Raw genomic sequence first — 14,750 nt, forward strand, 5'->3', positions numbered from 1 at the left:
GCGGATAGGCCCCGGCCTACGCTGCGTTTGCGGGGGGCGATTAGGCAAAGCGAGGAAATATGTCCCAAACGCTTCGCGCATCCGCCGTCTTCGTTGCAACGGTGACGGTTATCGCCCTGGCGGCGCCGGCGAACGCCGACCCGCTCGATCCGATCCCCGGCAACGGCGTTTTCGTCGTAGGGCCTGACATCGCACCCGGCCTTTACCACACGGGCGGCTCGGGGTCCGCCTTCGGAGTGTGGATAAACAACGTGCCGACCCAGGACTCCATGTGCTCATGGTTCACCTACAGCACACCCGATGCGAACAAGGACCACGTACTCCAGACGAATACCTCGATCGGTCCGATGTACGCGAATATCAACACGTCGGTCAAGGCCTTCGAGTCGCAGAATTGCCAACCCTGGACACGGGTTTCCTAAGGCGGATTCGCGTCGATCAACATCTCACGCAGCCGGCCGGTATCGACTTTGCCGGTGCCGCCGCGCGGGACGTCGTCCGCGGATTCCAGCAGTAGCCAGACCGTCGGTACCTTGAAAGCGCTCAGCAGCTTTCGCGCGGCCCGGGCAAGTCGATCGGCGGTTGCCTCGCCGCCGCAGACCACGACCGCGCCCACCCGGTCGCCCGCCGTTCCGGGCACGCTGGTGACAAAGACGCCATGGACCCCGCCGATGGTGCGCAGCGCGCGTTCGACCTCGCTGGGGTAGACGGTGGCGCCGCTGACCTTGAACATGTCGTCGGAACGTCCGCGGTAGAACAGGAATCCCTCTTCATCGAGGTGGCCCAGGTCGCCGGTGGGGTAGAAGCCGTCGGCGGTGAACAGTTCTTCTCGGCTGCGACCGCAGATGCCGCGCAGCGTGTGCGGTCCCCGAATCTGGATCATGCCCACGCCGCCGGTCGGCACGGGCTCGCAGCTGTCGGGATCCACGACGCGAACCTCCATGCCCGGGAACGGCTTTCCGCAACTGCCCCACGCCGTCTCGGGCATGTCGGTGTCGGCGGAATAGCCGCAGTACGGACCGAACGCCTCGGTCATGCCGAACAACGTGGCCCGAGCGCCGGGTTGGGCCCGCTGTTCGGGCGGGAGGATGGCCTGCAGGCTCCCCGGCCGCAGGGCCGCCAGATCGGCGCCGACCGTGGCGGCGTGCCTGGCCAACGTCTCCGCTTGGTCTGGCCAGCCGCGAAACAGCGTCACCCGCTCGGCTTCCAGCAGGCGCAGCGTGGTCTCCGGCCGCGGGATCTCCTCCGTCACCAGGGTGGCGCCGGCCAACAGCGTGGACAGGATTCCGCTGCCGAAGCCGCCCACCCAGAAGAACGGCATGGGTAGATACAGCCGGGTGTCGGCGGTGATGCAGCGCGCGGCCAGGCCCGACCGTACGGCCCCCAGCGCACTGCCGTGAGAATGCAGGACCCCCTTGGGGGCCCCACTGCTGCCGGAGGTGAACATGATGACCAACGGGTCGGCGGCCGTGACCGTCTCAGCCATGGCATCGACGATTCGGCGGACCGGCTCGCTGGCGGTGGCGTCGGCGAGCCGGTCGGTCGTCCAGACCTGATGCAAGGCAGGAAGTTCGGGCTGCAGGTCCTGAAGCTCATCGAGATAGCGATGACCGCGAAATTCGTCGACGCTGACCAGGAACTGCACGGCCGCGACACGCAACTGCGCGGCGAGCTCTACTGCCTGCAGCAGCGTGCTCAGCGGTACCAGCACGGCGCCGATGCGGGTCAGCGCGACAGCGACCTGCACCCAGCGAGTGCTATTGGGCATGATCAGGCCCACCCGAGTGCCTTTGCCCACACCGGCTTCGACGAACACCGCGGCCAATTCGCCTGTGGTGAGGTCGAGTTCGCGATAGCTGATCCGCGACGTAGGGTCGACGACCATCGGTGTGTCGCCGTCGTGGTGGGAGCGGAACCGTACCAGTCCGTCGATGGTGTCAGGCATCGAAGAGCTCTCGCAGTCCCCGTGTGTCGACCTTGCCGCTGGAGAGCAACGGCAGTTGGGAGCGCGACACGGCGAGAAGTCGCCGCGGGATCTTGTACGCCGACAATTCCGCCTTCAGCCCATCGCGCAGCGCCGCCTCGTCCAACGCGGCGCCGTCCGGGACCACCACGGCCGCCGCGACCAGCTGTCCGCGTTGGGCATCGGGGACACCCACGACGTGGGCCGTCAATCCGCCGGTGACCCTGCCGATGGCCCGCTCCACCTCGTCCGCGGAGACGTTGGCGCCCGCCGTTTTAATCATCGTGCTGAGCCGGCCGAGATAGTAGAAGAATCCGTCGGCGTCGGCGCGCACCAAATCGCCGGTATGGAACCAGCCGTCGGCGTCGAAGCACTCCTCGCGACTGCGTCGGTAGTAGCCCTGCATCACGTACGGTCCGCGGATGCACAGTTCTCCGGCCTCGCCGACGCCGACCTGAAGGCCGGTTTCGGTGTCGATGATTCTGGTGTCGAAGCCGGGTGCCGGCTTGCCGAACGATCCGCGCCGGTTCTCGGGTTGATCGGTTTCGTCGTCGCTGATCAGCACGACGCTGCCGGCTTCGGTCATGCCCAGCATGTTGTGCCGTAGTTCCGGGTCGGCCGGTCGGACGTCGGGCGCCATGATGGGGTACAGGTTGCCTCGCCGCAGCGATGACAATTCCCGTCGCGGGAAGCTCGGATGATCGGCCAGGTGTGCGATGCCGGCGCTGAAACCATTGGTCATGCTGGGTCTTTCGGCTTCGAGCAAGTCGAGCGTCTCAGCGGGATCGGTGGCATTGGAGCACACCAGCGTCGACCCGGCGACCAGGGCGGCGAGTAGCCCGAACGCGAAACCGCCGATCCAGAAGAAGGGCGAATTGCAGAACAGCTTGTCCTCGGACGTCAAACCGCGGATCCTGTTGAGATTCCGCTGGTGTCCGAGCAGCGCCGCGTGCGTGTGCACGACCCCCTTGGGGGCACTGGTGGAGCCCGACGTGTAGACGATGGCAAGGGGATCGCAACCGTGGACATCGTCTTGCGTCGCCGCGAGCAGCTCGGGGGCCACGGTGCCGGCCAGCCGGTAGAACCGTTCGATGTCGCGGACGCGGCGCGCCGCGCCCGGGCGGTAGCCGATGCCGACCTGCCGCAGTTGGGGCGCGGTTGGGGAGAACAAGCGACGGTCGGATTCGAACTCAGGGTCCGACAGCACCTGTTCGAGCCGTTGGACATAGTCGTGGGTACGGAAAGCCGCTGCAATCAGGAGGATTTCGACGTCGCTATCCAGGAGCTGCTCGCGCATCTCGCGAACGGTGACGAACGTGGAGAAGGGCACCACCACGGCACCGATCCGCGCCGCCGCCAGCATTGCGACGACGAACTCGGGCCCGTTGGGGTAGAGCAGGCCCACATGCGAGCCCTTGCCGGCCCCGATGGCGAGCAGCCCGCGGGCGAGCTTTGCCGAGCGAACCTCGGCTTCCCGGTAACCGATGCGCTCACCGTCGCAGACGAGTAGCGGATGGTCAGCACGCGAGCGGGACTGGTGGGTCAGGACCTCGGCGACCGTCGTGGTGTCACCGCGCATGGTCGCTGTGGGCGGGTGCGCCGAAAAATCGCTGGACCTCACCCAGATCGGCTTTGCCCGACGGTGTCCGCGGAATGGCGTCGACGATCGCGATCTCGGTGGGAATCTCGTACCGCGCCAGCCGCGTTCGCAGATAGTCCACCAGTGCGTCGCATTCGACGCAGGCGGGCTCGCGCAGTTCCACCATCGCGGCCGGCGTCGCGCCGAGGCGCTGGTCGGGCCGCCCGACGACCGCCGCTGCGGCCACCGCGGGGTGGCTCTCCAGGGCGGTGCGCACGTCGTCGGGCATCACCTTGAACCCGCCGCGGATGATTGCCTGGTCGGCCCGGCCGACGATCCAGACGAAGCCGTCCGCGTCGATGCGCGCCATGTCCGTGGTCCGCATCCACTGAGCGGACGGCCCCAGTTGTCCCGGCTTGACTTCGAGCAGGCCGACCTGGTCAGGGTCGAGCGGCGTGCCGTCGTCGGCGACCACCCGGAGCTGCGCGCCGGGGTTGGCGCGGCCGACGCTACCCCGTTTGGTGGGCCAATATCGCTGGTAATCGGGCAGCGTCCAGCCGGCCACGCCGCCGCCGAACTCGGTTGCGGCGTAAGAGGTCAACACCGGGATGCCGTACTTGTCGGTGAAGGCATCGGCGTCGTCGGCCGTCAGCGGGGCCGTGCCGCAGGTGACGGCGCGGATGCTCTCCAGGTCGGCCCTCGGCACGTCGGAGTGCAACACCGTCCGCAGGGCCGCGGGTACCAGCGATACGGTGCGCGGCCGGTGCCTGCGCACGGCCTCTGCCCACGCAGTCAGCTCGAATCGCTCGAGCAGCGCGAATGGTCTCCCCTCGGCGATGCATTGCAGCACGCGGAAAACACCGCCGATGTGCACCAGCGGCGAGTTGACGATCGCGACGCTGCGCCGCAGCTCGGTGGGTGCCGGGGCGCGGCCGGCCTCAGCGCCCATCACGCTGCGGGCCAGCGTGTCGTAGCCGAGGTCGATTCGTTTGGGCGGACCCGTCGTACCGCTGGTCAACATGCGCACCGCGATGCCGGGGTGCGGGTCGCTCTCGTTCGCCGGCGGAACCTTTACGCGGGCGGCCTGGGGATCGTCTAATCGGCCCGAGATCGCCACGGTGCTCGCATCGGTCGTCGGGGGCACCAGTGTCGTCAGGTCGTCGTGTTCCCCGATGATCAGCGGCAGCCGCAGCCCGGCGATGTCGGCCCGTGTGCGCTCGTCCCCGCGGGACGGGTTGATGACGACGACGGTGCCGCCGCCGAGCAGCACCCCGAGAAAGGCCGCCACCTGACCCGGGCGGTTGCGCAGCAGCATACCGACTTCGCCACCGACGGTGAGGGCGGCGATGCGCTGTGCAATGGCGCGAACCTCGGCCCATGAAATCCATTGGCCGTCAAACTCGATCGCGTGCGCGTCCGGCTCCAGGTCGAGGACGTCGGCGATGCGCTGACTGAGCGGGTGCGGAGGCATCAGCGGATTTTCGGGGTGCGGACGGCGCCTTCGTCGCCGGAATTCCGCTGGGCGGCAAGTTCCGCCGCCCCGAGCGGGTTGCCCAATCGGGTATAGATCAGCCCCTGCTCCATGGCCGCGCGATACGGCTTGTCGAGCGACTCCCAAATCGCCTTCACCGTGCCCTGAGTCGCGGTCGGCGGCTTCGCGGCGATCGTCGCGGCAATCTCGTGCGCGCGGCCCCAGAGCTGCTCGGCGGGGACGACTTCCGACACAAGTCCGATCCGTAGCGCGGTGCCGGCGCTGATCCGCTCGTCGTTGCCCATCAGCGCGATGCGTAGCGTCTCGCCGAGGCCGATGCGCCTCATCAGACCGATCGGCTCCAGCGCGCAGACCAGGCCGGCGGAAACGTGCGAGTCGAAAAACGTGGCGTCCTGCGAGCAGATGACCACGTCGGATTCGTTGATGAAGTAGAACGCGCCCCCGGTGCACATGCCCTGAACTGCGCACACGACCGGCTTCCACATCTTCTGCCACTTGGGGCTGAGGGCCTCGCCGGGATCCTCGTGGTTCCAGATGTTTTCGGGCTGCCCGTAGGGGGTTTTGATGTCCAGCCCTGCGCTGAACGCCCGATCACCGGCGGCCCGCAGCACCACCGCGTTGACCGAGTCGTCGAGTTTGACCAGTTGCCAGGCGCGGGCCATCTCCTCACACATGGTGCGGTTGAACGCGTTCAGCTGCGCGGGCCGGTTCAGCGTGATGGTCGCGACGCGGTCGGTCTCGTCGACCTCGAGCAGGATGGTCTCGAACGTCATCGACACTGCCAATCGGGCTTGCGTTTCTCGACGAAGGCCTTGGGCCCTTCGGCCGCGTCCTCGGTGCGCAACACGCGCTCTCGGAACGTTTCGGCCATGATCTCGGCTTCGTGCAGCGGCACATTGAGACCCTTGAGGATGGCCAGACGAGTTCCCCGAACCGCCAGCGGCGCATTGGAGTTGACGATGCCGGCGATCTCATGCGCCCGCTCCAGAAGCCGGTCGTGCTCGACGATTTCGCTGATCAGACCGAGTTCGTAGGCGCGTTGTGCGCTCATCCGCTCGTGCTTGCCCATCAACGCCATTCGCAAGGCAATGGAGCGGGGCAGCACGCGCGATACCCGCACCATCTCGCGTCCGGCCACCAACCCGATGCTCACGTGCGGATCGAAGAAAGTTGCTTGCTCCGAGGCGATCACGATGTCCGATGTGGTGACCCAGTCCATGCCGGCGCCGCAGCACAACCCGTTGACCGCGGCGAGCACCGGCTTGGCGGCCGTGCGAAATGGGGGAGTGCCCTCCTGCGGTGCCTCCCATTGGTCGTAGCTCGCCAGGTACGGGCGCTCGTAGATCACCTTGCCGTCTTCGGGAATGGCCTTGACGTCGGCGCCCGTGCAGAACGCGCGGCCGGTGCCGGTCACGATGGTCAACCAGACCTTGTCGTCGTTCTCGGCCTCGTCGTAGGCGGCCCGCAGCTCGGTGATCATGTGCGGGCTGAGGGCGTTGAGGGCGTCCGGACGGTTCAGCGTGATAGTGGCGGTATGCCGGTCGACGTCGTAGTTGATGGTGTCGAACGAGTCAGTAGGCATCCTGCTCCCTCATCGGCCCTGAAATTTCGGCGCCCGTCGCTGCCGGAAGGCTTCCAGCCCTTCCTTGAAATCTGCTGTCCGGCAGGATAGTTCGAGATTGAACAGCTCCTGGGTCATGGCTTGGCTCAGCGTGGCCTGCTGGCCGAAGCTCAGGGCCTGCTTGGTCAGCCCGATCGCCGCGGTCGGACCGCGAACCAGCCGCTCGAGCAATTCCTCGGCGGCACCATCGAGCTCGGCGGGGTCTACCGCTTGGTGGATCAATCCCCAGTCGGCCGCATCCTTCGCGCTGACCTTCTCGCCGAGCAGCAGCATTCGCCTGGCCCGCGCCAGGCCGACCAGGCGGGGCAGCAGCCAAGTGGCGCCCGAGTCGGGGCTGAAGCCCCGGTCCACGAAGGGCTCCCAGAACACCGCATCGGTGGCGGCGACGGTGAAGTCGGCTGCCAGCGCGAGATTGCAGCCGAACCCCGCGGCCCATCCTCGCACGCTACAGAGCACCGGCAGCTGGATGCTCGCCACCAGCTCGATCACGCGATGAGCGGCATGGGGGATCCGCCGCACGAGATCGCCGGCGCGGGGGCGCTCCCGGTCGTTGGCCGCGACCCAGTCCACCCCGGCGCAGAAGTCATCGCCGCCCCGGATGTGAACCGCGCGCAACGAATCGTCGGCGGCGGCATCGGTCAATGCCTCGACCATTGACCCAATCATTGCCCTGCTCAACGAGTTACGCCGGGATGGGCGATCCAGCGTCAGCCGCAACGCGGCGCCGTCCCGGCGCACTGTCACCGCACCGTCGGCACCGGCCGTGTCGGCCTCCTGACTCACCGTCGAATCCGGCCTTTCTGGCGATACGGTTACCCATACAGTAGGCAATACGATTGATACGCTGTATAAGTTAGCAGGGTACGCTGCCGCCGGAAATAGCCGGGCCGGAACCCGAGCGAAAAGAGACAAGCATGGCCGTGCAGGAGGGGCGAGCTGAGGGGCGGGCCGCACCAGAGTCGCCGGGAACCGGCGACGCCAAATTCGGCGAGCGGCCCCTCGCCCAGACCGTGGCCGCCGCCGGTGCCATGCGGCGCCTGAGTTCGCTGCTGCTGTCACTCGAACATCCGCACCCGACGGTCGACACCATGGTGGAGAAGTTCGCGCAGTGGGAGCGCGAGCTCGCGGCCGCAGCTCCGGTGGACAACGCACCCCGGATCGGCGACCTCCCCGACGACCCCCGGCGCGTCTATCTCAACCACGCGACAGACATTGGCGCCTACAACCCGTGCTTTCCGGAGTATCTGTTCGATCACCTCGATTCCGAGCAGGCGACCGGGCGGGTCAACTTCCCGCTGGTCTACGAGGGCCCGCCGGGATTGGTGCACGGCGGCTTTCTGGGCGTCTTCTTCGACTGCGTCATCCAACACCACAATTGCGTCGCAGGCCTTTCGGGCAAGACGCGGTCATTGGTGGTGACGTTCCGCCGTCCGACGCCCGCGTTGACCGAGCTGCGGTTCGACATCGCTCGCTCGCAGAACGAGCGCGGTGTCGCATCGACGGCGCGGCTGCTGCTCGGCGGCGAAGTGCTGTGCACCGGCGAGGTGAGCACGTTGGCGTCACGACCGGAAAAGCTGGCCGGGTTTCAATTCGGCAGGCGGCGAAAGGAGTCCGACACATGACTGCCCCGGGTGCCCAGGACGATCGTGTGCTGTTCGAGGTTGACCGCGACCGCCGCATCGCGACGATCACGCTGAACAATCCCGCGCAACACAACTCCTACGACGCCGCCATGCGCGAGGCCGTCGCCCGCTGTTTGGATCGGGTGGCCGAGGACGACGACCTCTCGGTGGTGCTGTTGCGTGGAGCCGGTGGCGTCTTCTCCACCGGGGCCGACATGAACAACGCGTACGGCTGGTACGGCAAGCAGAGCCAGGCGGGCGACGACGCGTCGGGCAAGCGCCGACCCAGCCAGCGCCGGCGACTCGCCGTGGACCGCAAGTCTTTTGGCTTCTACCACAACTTCATGGGCTTTCCCAAGGTCACGGTGGGTGAGATCGCCGGGTATGCGCTCGGCGGCGGGTTCGAGATGGCACTGATGACCGACATCTCCGTGATAGCGCGTGACACCAAGATCGGCATGCCGGCGACCCGCTTCCTCGGCCCGGCGCTCGGCAGCTTGCACATGTTCTTCCACCGGCTGGGGCCGGTGCTGGCCCGGCGCCTACTGCTCACCGGCGACGTCATCGAGGCCGGCGAGCTCGAGCATCTCGGAATTTTCACCGACACATGCGATTCAGCCGCCGTCCCGGCGCGTGCGCGGTACTGGGCCGAGAAGGCGGCGAAGATGCCCGCCGACGGAGTGGTGATCGCCAAGGAAGCGTTCCGTCTCGTCGAACAGAGCCAGGCGTACCAGGGTGAGGAAGTCGCCAGCTATCTCTTCCACGCCTTCGGCACCAACCTGCAATTCGGGCCGGACGAGTTCAACTTCGTCAAGACCCGCGCACAGTACGGAACAAAGGAAGCGTTCCGGCTCCGCGATGAATACTTCGAGGTGCCGAAACCCGAAGTGTAATAACCCGATTCGTGGTTGGCTAGCGCGCTGCCGGGGCTTTGGTACGTGCCCGCGGCCCAGGCGACTTGGCCGCCTTGCGTTGCCGTGACGGCGCCGGCTTGCCGGCTTTCGATCCCTTGCCCTCCTCGATCAACCGGCTGGCGTGATCGAGGATGCAACCGAGGCCATATTCGAAATTGGTTTCGTCGGGTGCGCCGATGCGGTGACCGATCCGGCTTACTTGCGCGAGGAGGGGGGTTTTCTCGGGATCGATGGCGACGGCGTCCTCGATGGCGCGCGCACCCTCGTCGGAGGATTGGTTCTTTTCGTACAGCCGCTGCAGCACCACCGATCCGCGGACGTGCACCGAAACCGCCGAGTACGTATCGAAGGCATCCTCCGGCGTCAGGCCGGCCTCAACCAGATTGGCGATCGCCTTCTCCATCTCCTCGGCGCCCAACCGCGCCGCCTTCGGGCTGAGCGCGGCCCGAATCAGAATCAGGTCGCACAGAATTGGGTTGCCCATGAACGTCTTACGCATCAGGCGGGCGTGGTTGCGCAGCGTCTCGCGCCAGTCGCTGGCCTCGACGTAGGGGGTGGCGAACACATACTTGCTCAACGCGCGATCTGTCATCGCGTTGAGCAAGTCGTCCTTCTTGCGGAAGTACCAGTAGATGCTGGTCACCCCGACGCCGAGATGTTTGCCGAGCAGCGGCATGCTCAAGTTGTCGATCGATACTTGCTCGGCGAGTTCGAATGCGCCACTGATGATGTCATCGGGATTGATGGATCCGCGTTCGCGTCGTTGACGCTTATCGGCGGTAGCCTGCTTTGCCACTACGGGCACCTCCATCACGATGTATCCTGTGCATACGGTCGGAGAGCTGTGCGAGCTCACCTGCGCATACGCTGGCGTTTCGCCGCTCGGCGATGACCGTCGACCCGGCTTTTCTGCGCTTTTCCATCTGCTACTGTAATACCTATCGTAGGCTTTTTGGTAACGAAGGCTGGACGGGCGAAGATGACCGGGCACAGGCCATTGATCGAGTCCCCCGCTGAGCCACGGGAATTGCCATGGATTTAGGTCTGGCGCATGCCGCAACGGTGGTGGTCGGCGGTAGCCGCGGGATGGGTTTGGCGGCGGCCCGATGCCTCGCTGACGAGGGCGCCCGGGTGGCAGTGGTCGGCCGCAGCCGTGACGCACTCGACTCCGCGGTCGCAGATCTGACCGCACGTGGAAGCGCGGATGCCCTTGGGCTCGTCGCGGACATCGGCGACGGGGGGCAGGTCGACGAAGCATTCGCCGACCTCGCGCGGCGATGGGACGGCGAACTCAATGTGCTTGTCAACACGGTCGGGCCGGGCGCGGCGGGCACTTTCGACGATTTGACCGACGAGCACTGGCGCCAAGCCGTCGAAGACGGCGTGATGGGAATGGTGCGCTGCGTCCGCGCGGCACTTCCGCTGCTACGCAAGGCGCAATGGGCGCGGATAGTCAACTTCTCGGCGCACTCGACCCAGCGGCAGAGCATCATGCTGCCCGCCTACACGGCGGCCAAGTCGATGCTGACAAGTGTCTCCAAGAATTTGTCGTTGCTGTTGGCCAAGGACGAAATCTTGGTCAACGTGGTGTCGCCCGGCACCATCGCGTCCGAGTCGCTGGTTGGTTGGGCGCAGTCAGTGGGCGTCGACGGGGAGGACCCCTACGCGCTAATGGACGCCATTGCCAAGCACTTTGGCCATCCGGCGCACATGCCCCGGGCGGGACTGCCGGAGGAGATCGGGCCGGTGGTCGCCTTCCTTGCGTCGCGGCGCAACTCGTACATGACCGGGGCGAACATCAACGTCGACGGTGGTTCGGACTTCACCTAACCGCCCGGAGGGAAAAGTTCGGCCGACGAGAAGGAGTCGATTGTGGCGACGGCAAGTGAGGCGCGCGCCTGGGCGCGCGGGGCGTTGCGGGGAATCGGCGACTCTCTGTATACCCCGTTCTGCGGCCCGGACGGTGACGACATCGACTGGGAGGCATACCGGACGCTGGTGCGGTATTGCGTCGGCGATCTCGGACACCCGATGTTGTGGTGCACCAGTGGCCTCGCCGAATTCTGGTCCCTGACTCTCGACGAGCGAAAACGCTTGCTGGAGGTGGCGATCGAAGAAGCCCGCGCCGTCAACCCCGATGTCGTAGTGCAAGCTTGCACGGCGGCCATGGCGGCGAAGGACTGTCTGGACTTGACGCTGCACGCCCAAGAGGCCGGCGCCGACATCGCCTACATCCAAACGCCGATGATGGAGGCGCACGGGGGCGAGGGTGTGCTGCGATTCTTCAAATACGTGGCTGCCCGCACCGACATCGCTCTGGGCATGTTCAACTCACCGTCGTCCGGTTACGTGCTGACCGCAGCCGAGAGCGCACGGATCTACGACGAGGTGCCCGCGGTGTGCGCCACGAAGGAGGGCGCCTTCCGGCCGGCGAACAGCCGGATGCTGCACCAAATGGCGCCCGGCCTGGTCCTGTGGGAATGCGACAAAACGGTCTATCGCGCGGGATGGCTGCGCGACGGGATCGTCTGTCCGGCGCAACTGGGCACCGCGGGCTACCTGTTCGAGACACCGCAGCGGCGATTGTTCTCCCATTACTGGGATTTGGTGCAAAGCGACAAGCTGATCGAAGCGATGGATTTCGGTCGTGAGTCGGGACTGGACCAGTTCGACCTCGACGTCGGATCCTGGTGGACCTGTTATCCGGGGCGGCCGGATTACTTCACTCATTGGAGTGGCGCGTTCAAGTACGCCGCCTCGCTACTGGGCTTGCCGATAGGCGAGTATCCGCATTCGCGGCCACCGCAAGCGGAGCTGCCTCCCGAGGCCAAGGCGCAGATCGAAGAGGCCTACCGCCGGCTCGGGCTGATCGGAACGTAGCCTCCACGAAATGCCTGCACCGCAAGATAACTCGTAGGCGACGGCCCGGCCACCGCGAAGGTGACCGGGCCGTCTATCACCCGATTACTGTTCGGCCTTCTGCCGCGCCTCTGCGGTCTTGGCCTTGCCCCGGGCCTTCTCGGCCGCGGCTTCCTTCTTCGCCGCGCTGCGCTGAGCGTCGGCCTTGTCCTGCTGGGCCTGGCCCTCGTTGACCAGATCGTTGCGGCCGATGATCGTGCCGATGATCTCCTTGGCCTTGCCGAAGATCGCCTCGACGATGCCCTGGACCGCCTCGATCGGGCCGCTCTTGATGTCCACCATGGCGTTTCCCCTCCCTGTTAGTGGGTATCTTTGTTCGCTTTCCCGAATTGGCGGTCGAAGAAAACGTGATGGGGACGTGGTGCTCGCCACACTGCCGGATACGGCCGCGATCCGCGGATCCGTATCCCGCGGTCGACGGCTCGGTCCAGTAAGCAGAAACACGCTGTTCGGCCGGGGTTCCCGGGGGGGTGGGGGCTGTTGTGGAAAACGGTACCGATAGGTATACAGTATGCGTACAAATGTCGCGGAATTCGTAGCCGATCGTGAGGAGGTATGGGGGTAGATGTCCCGCAGCGACGGCGCTTCCGAGGACGCAGTGCTCTACGAGGCCACCGACAGCGGCGTCGCCATTCTGACCTTCAACCGTCCTGACCGTCTCAACGCATGGGGACCGGATATCGCCGCCGGGTTCTACTCCGCGATCGACCGCGCCGAACAGGACCCGGCCATCCGGGTGATTGTGGTGACGGGGCGGGGCAAGGGTTTCTGCGCCGGCGCGTATCTGGGCGCGCCGAGTTCCGCGCCCACCTACGGCGACACGATGGAGAAGGCGAGCCAGACCAACCTCGCCGACTTGGTTGGCGAACGGCCACCGCATTTCGTGACCACGCTGCGCAAGCCCGTCATCGCGGCGATCAACGGTGCCTGCGTCGGCATCGGCCTGACCCAGGCGCTGATGTGCGACGTCCGGTTCGCGGCCGCCGGTGCCAAGTTCGCCGCGGTCTTCGCGCGGCGCGGACTGATCGCCGAGTTCGGCATCTCCTGGATACTCCCGCGCCTCACCACGTGGGGCGTCGCATTGGATCTGCTGCTGAGTGGCCGCACCTTCCTCGCCGAAGAGGCGGCCGAACTCGGCCTGGTCAAGGAAGTGGTCCCGCCCGAAAATTTGATGAAGCGTGCGCTGGACTACGCGGAGGACATCGCCCGTAACTGCTCGCCGGCTTCCATGGAAGTGATCAAACGGCAGGTGTACGGCGACGCCACTCGCGACGTCGTCGACGCCACGTCGCGCGCCGAGGTGTTGCTGTACGAGGCGATGCCGCGGCCGGACGTCGTCGAAGGCATCACCAGCTTCCTCGAGAAGCGGCCGCCGCAGTTCCCCTCGCTCAACTCGACCGACGCTTAGCGCTCGCCGGTAATGCCGAAAGGAAGATCATGGCCAACTTGGATTACAAGGCGATTGACGTCGATAACCACTACTACGAGCCTCTGGACGCCTTCACCCGCCACCTCGACAAGGCGTTCAAGAGCCGCGGCGTCCAGATGGTCACTCAGGGTAAGCGCACTTTGGCCGTGATCGGGGGCCGGGTCAACCATTTCGTTCCCAACCCCACCTTCGACCCGATCATCGTGCCGGGCTGCCTGGATCTGTTGTTTCGCGGTGAGATTCCCGAAGGCGTCGATCCGGCGTCGCTGATGAAGGTCGAGCGGCTCGCCGAGCACCAGGAGTACCAGAACCGCGAAGCCCGTGTCGCGGTGATGGACACCCAGAAAATCGAAACGGCCTTCATGCTGCCGACTTTCGCATGCGGGGTCGAGGAGGCGCTCAAGCACGACATCGAAGCGACCATGGCGTCGCTGCACGCATTCAACCTGTGGCTCGACGAGGACTGGGGCTTCGACCGGCCCGATCGCCGGATCGTAGCCGCGCCGATCATCTCGCTGGCTGATCCGGCCAAGGCGCTCGACGAGGTGGAGTTCGTGTTGGGACGCGGCGCCAAGCTGGTGCTGGTGCGCCCGGCGCCGGTGCCCGGCCTGGTCAAGCCGCGCTCGTTGGGTGATCCCAGCCATGACCCGGTGTGGGCCCGGCTGGCCGAGGCGGGAGTTCCGGTCGGATTCCACCTCAGCGATAGCGGTTATCTGCACATCGCGGCGGCGTGGGGCGGCAAGGCGACGTTCGAGGGGTTCGGCGCGAAGGATCCGCTGGACAATGTGCTCCTCGACGACCGCGCCATCCACGACACGATGGCCTCGATGATCGTGCACGGCGTGTTCACCCGTCATCCGAAGCTCAAGGCGGTCAGCATCGAGAACGGCTCGTACTTCGTCCATCGGCTGATCAAGCGGTTGAAGAAGGCGGCCAACACCCAGCCCCGCGACTTCCCCGAGGATCCGGTGGAGCAATTGCGCAACAACGTGTGGATCGCTCCGTACTACGAGGACGATCTGCCCGAACTGGCCGACGTCATCGGCATCGACAAGATCCTGTTCGGTTCCGACTGGCCGCACGGCGAAGGCCTCGAATCGCCGTTGTCGTTCGCCGAGGAGCTTAACGGCTTCAGCGAATCCGACATCCGAAAAGTGATGCGCGACAACGCCCTCGATCTGCTCGGCGTTCCGGTCGCCGCGGCCGTCTAG

At 66.1% G+C, this 14,750-nt stretch carries 15 protein-coding genes; 7 read left to right on the plus strand and 8 right to left on the minus strand.

Going from position 1 to position 14,750, the window contains the following annotated elements:
- Positions 1-59: 59 nt before the first annotated feature.
- On the plus strand, positions 60-422 hold the full coding sequence (locus A5781_RS09235; protein WP_067203939.1) for a hypothetical protein: 363 nt from the start codon (positions 60-62) through the stop codon (positions 420-422).
- Here the strand turns inward: A5781_RS09235 and A5781_RS09240 are convergent.
- From A5781_RS09240 to A5781_RS09265, 6 genes are read right to left on the minus strand one after another with little or no spacing between them, the layout of a single operon-like run.
- A complete protein-coding gene (locus tag A5781_RS09240) occupies positions 419-1,945 on the minus strand; it encodes a class I adenylate-forming enzyme family protein (protein ID WP_067203940.1) in 1,527 nt (508 codons plus the stop codon). The genes A5781_RS09235 and A5781_RS09240 overlap by 4 nt on opposite strands.
- On the minus strand, positions 1,938-3,542 hold the full coding sequence (locus tag A5781_RS09245) for a class I adenylate-forming enzyme family protein (protein ID WP_067203941.1): 1,605 nt from the start codon (positions 3,540-3,542) through the stop codon (positions 1,938-1,940). Before A5781_RS09245 ends, A5781_RS09240 begins: the two co-directional genes overlap by 8 nt.
- Positions 3,532-5,013: a class I adenylate-forming enzyme family protein gene (locus tag A5781_RS09250; RefSeq protein WP_067203943.1), complete on the minus strand. Its 1,482-nt coding sequence runs from the start codon at positions 5,011-5,013 to the stop codon at positions 3,532-3,534. Before A5781_RS09250 ends, A5781_RS09245 begins: the two co-directional genes overlap by 11 nt.
- Positions 5,013-5,807, minus strand: coding sequence for an enoyl-CoA hydratase/isomerase family protein (locus tag A5781_RS09255; protein ID WP_067203946.1), 795 nt, complete (start codon positions 5,805-5,807; stop codon positions 5,013-5,015). Before A5781_RS09255 ends, A5781_RS09250 begins: the two co-directional genes overlap by 1 nt.
- Positions 5,804-6,616, minus strand: a complete 813-nt coding sequence (locus A5781_RS09260; protein ID WP_067203949.1) for an enoyl-CoA hydratase/isomerase family protein — start codon at positions 6,614-6,616, stop codon at positions 5,804-5,806. Before A5781_RS09260 ends, A5781_RS09255 begins: the two co-directional genes overlap by 4 nt.
- A 9-nt stretch (positions 6,617-6,625) precedes the next feature.
- Positions 6,626-7,438 (minus strand): enoyl-CoA hydratase/isomerase family protein, encoded by an 813-nt coding sequence (locus tag A5781_RS09265; RefSeq protein WP_067203952.1) that lies wholly within the window; start codon positions 7,436-7,438, stop codon positions 6,626-6,628.
- 131 nt (positions 7,439-7,569) lie between these two features.
- Between A5781_RS09265 and A5781_RS09270 the strand changes: the two genes are divergently transcribed.
- Together A5781_RS09270 and A5781_RS09275 are read left to right on the plus strand one after the other, a co-directional pair.
- Positions 7,570-8,277: a hypothetical protein gene (locus tag A5781_RS09270; RefSeq protein WP_067203953.1), complete on the plus strand. Its 708-nt coding sequence runs from the start codon at positions 7,570-7,572 to the stop codon at positions 8,275-8,277.
- Positions 8,274-9,170 (plus strand): enoyl-CoA hydratase/isomerase family protein, encoded by an 897-nt coding sequence (locus A5781_RS09275; protein ID WP_067203955.1) that lies wholly within the window; start codon positions 8,274-8,276, stop codon positions 9,168-9,170. The genes A5781_RS09270 and A5781_RS09275 overlap by 4 nt, the downstream gene beginning before the upstream one ends.
- 19 nt (positions 9,171-9,189) lie before the next feature.
- On the opposite strand, the gene A5781_RS09280 is transcribed toward A5781_RS09275, so the two are convergent.
- A complete protein-coding gene (locus tag A5781_RS09280; RefSeq protein ID WP_067203957.1) occupies positions 9,190-10,002 on the minus strand; it encodes a TetR/AcrR family transcriptional regulator in 813 nt (270 codons plus the stop codon).
- A gap of 221 nt (positions 10,003-10,223) precedes the next feature.
- On the opposite strand from A5781_RS09280, the gene A5781_RS09285 reads away from it, so the two are divergent.
- Both A5781_RS09285 and A5781_RS09290 read left to right on the plus strand, forming a co-directional pair.
- Positions 10,224-11,021 carry an SDR family NAD(P)-dependent oxidoreductase gene (locus A5781_RS09285; protein WP_067203958.1) on the plus strand — a complete coding sequence of 266 codons (798 nt, stop codon included), beginning with the start codon at positions 10,224-10,226 and terminating at the stop codon, positions 11,019-11,021.
- A gap of 42 nt (positions 11,022-11,063) precedes the next feature.
- A complete protein-coding gene (locus A5781_RS09290) occupies positions 11,064-12,071 on the plus strand; it encodes a dihydrodipicolinate synthase family protein (protein ID WP_067203959.1) in 1,008 nt (335 codons plus the stop codon).
- An 84-nt stretch (positions 12,072-12,155) separates the two neighbouring features.
- On the opposite strand, the gene A5781_RS09295 is transcribed toward A5781_RS09290, so the two are convergent.
- The gene (locus tag A5781_RS09295; protein ID WP_067203966.1) at positions 12,156-12,392 is read right to left on the minus strand and encodes a general stress protein CsbD; all 237 of its coding nucleotides are present in this window, start codon (positions 12,390-12,392) and stop codon (positions 12,156-12,158) included.
- A gap of 283 nt (positions 12,393-12,675) precedes the next feature.
- On the opposite strand from A5781_RS09295, the gene A5781_RS09300 reads away from it, so the two are divergent.
- Together A5781_RS09300 and A5781_RS09305 are read left to right on the plus strand one after the other, a co-directional pair.
- On the plus strand, positions 12,676-13,518 hold the full coding sequence (locus tag A5781_RS09300; RefSeq protein ID WP_067203968.1) for an enoyl-CoA hydratase: 843 nt from the start codon (positions 12,676-12,678) through the stop codon (positions 13,516-13,518).
- 29 nt (positions 13,519-13,547) lie between these two features.
- Positions 13,548-14,750 carry an amidohydrolase family protein gene (locus tag A5781_RS09305; protein ID WP_067203970.1) on the plus strand — a complete coding sequence of 401 codons (1,203 nt, stop codon included), beginning with the start codon at positions 13,548-13,550 and terminating at the stop codon, positions 14,748-14,750.

The organism is Mycobacterium sp. 852002-30065_SCH5024008 (assembly GCF_001665645.1).
GTDB lineage: Bacteria > Actinomycetota > Actinomycetes > Mycobacteriales > Mycobacteriaceae > Mycobacterium > Mycobacterium paraffinicum.

What these genes read in the sequence shown, in the direction of transcription:
- A5781_RS09235 (WP_067203939.1), top strand. Translation starts at nt 60, where the DNA reads ATGTCCCAAACGCTTCGCGCATCCGCCGTCTTCGTTGCAACGGTGACG.
- A5781_RS09240 (WP_067203940.1), bottom strand. Translation starts at nt 1,945, where the DNA reads ATGCCTGACACCATCGACGGACTGGTACGGTTCCGCTCCCACCACGAC.
- A5781_RS09245 (WP_067203941.1), bottom strand. Translation starts at nt 3,542, where the DNA reads ATGCGCGGTGACACCACGACGGTCGCCGAGGTCCTGACCCACCAGTCC.
- A5781_RS09250 (WP_067203943.1), bottom strand. Translation starts at nt 5,013, where the DNA reads ATGCCTCCGCACCCGCTCAGTCAGCGCATCGCCGACGTCCTCGACCTG.
- A5781_RS09255 (WP_067203946.1), bottom strand. Translation starts at nt 5,807, where the DNA reads ATGACGTTCGAGACCATCCTGCTCGAGGTCGACGAGACCGACCGCGTC.
- A5781_RS09260 (WP_067203949.1), bottom strand. Translation starts at nt 6,616, where the DNA reads ATGCCTACTGACTCGTTCGACACCATCAACTACGACGTCGACCGGCAT.
- A5781_RS09270 (WP_067203953.1), top strand. Translation starts at nt 7,570, where the DNA reads ATGGCCGTGCAGGAGGGGCGAGCTGAGGGGCGGGCCGCACCAGAGTCG.
- A5781_RS09275 (WP_067203955.1), top strand. Translation starts at nt 8,274, where the DNA reads ATGACTGCCCCGGGTGCCCAGGACGATCGTGTGCTGTTCGAGGTTGAC.
- A5781_RS09280 (WP_067203957.1), bottom strand. Translation starts at nt 10,002, where the DNA reads ATGGAGGTGCCCGTAGTGGCAAAGCAGGCTACCGCCGATAAGCGTCAA.
- A5781_RS09285 (WP_067203958.1), top strand. Translation starts at nt 10,224, where the DNA reads ATGGATTTAGGTCTGGCGCATGCCGCAACGGTGGTGGTCGGCGGTAGC.
- A5781_RS09295 (WP_067203966.1), bottom strand. Translation starts at nt 12,392, where the DNA reads ATGGTGGACATCAAGAGCGGCCCGATCGAGGCGGTCCAGGGCATCGTC.
- A5781_RS09300 (WP_067203968.1), top strand. Translation starts at nt 12,676, where the DNA reads ATGTCCCGCAGCGACGGCGCTTCCGAGGACGCAGTGCTCTACGAGGCC.
- A5781_RS09305 (WP_067203970.1), top strand. Translation starts at nt 13,548, where the DNA reads ATGGCCAACTTGGATTACAAGGCGATTGACGTCGATAACCACTACTAC.